Source organism: Streptomyces sp. NRRL WC-3549, assembly GCF_000721935.1.
In the GTDB taxonomy this organism is placed as follows: Bacteria; Actinomycetota; Actinomycetes; order Streptomycetales; family Streptomycetaceae; genus Streptomyces.
The window spans coordinates 127,183-128,861 of the sequence record NZ_KL585399.1; the positions used below are offsets into that span (position 1 = coordinate 127,183).

At 71.7% G+C, this 1,679-nt stretch carries 1 protein-coding gene and 1 pseudogene; both read right to left on the reverse strand.

All coding sequences use genetic code 11. The features are described from left to right. Nucleotides 1–239 precede the first annotated feature (239 nt). Nucleotides 240–1,502 carry a histidine--tRNA ligase gene (gene hisS, locus IH13_RS0115500; protein ID WP_031084806.1) on the reverse strand — a complete coding sequence of 421 codons (1,263 nt, stop codon included), beginning with the start codon at nucleotides 1,500–1,502 and terminating at the stop codon, nucleotides 240–242. Nucleotides 1,503–1,518: 16 nt separating this feature from the next. Continuing rightward, nucleotides 1,519–1,679 (reverse strand): annotated as a pseudogene (locus tag IH13_RS42350) (MBL fold metallo-hydrolase); the annotation flags it as partial.

Here is a 1,679-nt window from a genome sequence, read left to right on the forward strand (position 1 = left end):
GCGGCGCGGGAGCGGATTCGTCTTCCCGGATGAACCGGTACCCGCAGAGTTGACGGAGGGTGTTGACGAACGGGCGGGGCGGCGGCCCCGGTACGCGGAAGACGGGAGCAGGCGCCGCACTGGCACCCGAGCGGGCCGGATCCGTGAGCCGCGCCTGCCGCCCTCCGCCGGGAGGACGGGTGCCGAGACGCGTGGTGCCCGCCCGAAGGACCGGGCGGGCACCACCGACGGCTCTCCGGTCAGGCCAGCTTGCCCTGGACCACGGCCACCAGGTCGCCGACCGCGACGGGCTGCTGCTCCCCGGACTCCATGTCCTTGAGCTGGACGTTGCCCTCGGCGAGGTCCCGCTCGCCGGCCACGACCGTGTAGCGGGCGCCGGAACGGTTGGCGCTCTTCATCGCGCCCTTGAGCCCCCGGCCGCCGAACGCGAAGTCCGTGGCGACCCCGGCCTTGCGGAGCTCGGTGACCAGGCCGAAGAGCACGCGCCGCGCCTCCTCGCCGAGCGGTACCGCGTACACGCTGGTGGTGGCGGGGATGGCGAGCTCGATGCCCTCCGCCTCCAGCGCGAGCACCGTGCGGTCCACTCCGAGCGCCCAGCCGACGGACGGCAGCGCGGGGCCGCCGATCATCTCGGACAGGCCGTCGTACCGGCCGCCGCCGCCCACCGCGGACTGGGAGCCCAGGCCGTCGTGGACGAACTCGAAGGTGGTGCGGGTGTAGTAGTCCAGGCCCCGGACGAGCTTCTCGTCGTCCTCGTACACCACGCCGGCCGCCGTCAGCAGTGCGCGGACCTCCTCGTGGTACGCCTTGCAGGCGTCGCAGAGGTAGTCGCGCAGCATCGGGGCGCCGGCCAGCTGCTTCTGGACCTCGGCCCGCTTGTCGTCGAGCACTCGCAGGGGGTTGATCTCGATGCGGCGGCGGGTGTCCTCGTCCAGGTCGAGGTCGCGCAGGAAGCCCTGGAGCGCCTCCCGGTAGACGGGGCGGCACTCCTTGTCGCCCAGCGAGTTCAGCAGGATCCGGAACTCCCGGAGCCCCAGCGACCGGTACGCCTGGTCGGCCAGGATGATCAGCTCGGCGTCCAGCGCCGGGTCCTCGGCCCCGATCGCCTCGGCGCCGACCTGCGAGAAGTGGCGGTAACGGCCCTTCTGCGGGCGCTCGTAGCGGTAGTACGAGCCGGAGTACCAGAGCTTGACGGGGAGGTTGCCCCCCTTGTGGAGGTTGGCCTCCAGCGCGGCGCGCAGCACGGAGGCGGTGCCCTCGGGGCGCAGCGCGAGTCTGTCGCCGCCCTTGGTCTCGAAGGCGTACATCTCCTTGGAGACGATGTCGGTGGACTCACCGACGCCCCGTGCGAACAGGGCCACGTCCTCGAAGCCGGGCGTCTCGATGTAGCCGTAGCCGGAGTTGCGCAGGGGCGCGGAGATGGCCTCGCGCACCGCCAGGAACGTCGCGGAGTCCGGCGGGATCAGGTCGTACGTGCCCTTGGGGGCCTGGAAGGTGCTCACAGCTTCTGTTCTCTCGTCACATTCCTCGGCGGGGCGCGTCCAGTCCGTGCAGATACGGGTTGGAGGCGCGCTCGCGGCCGATGGTCGTCTGGGGGCCGTGGCCGGACAGCACCACGGTCGAGTCGTCGAGCGGCAGGCACACGCGGGCCAGCGACTCGAGATGTGTATAAGAGACAG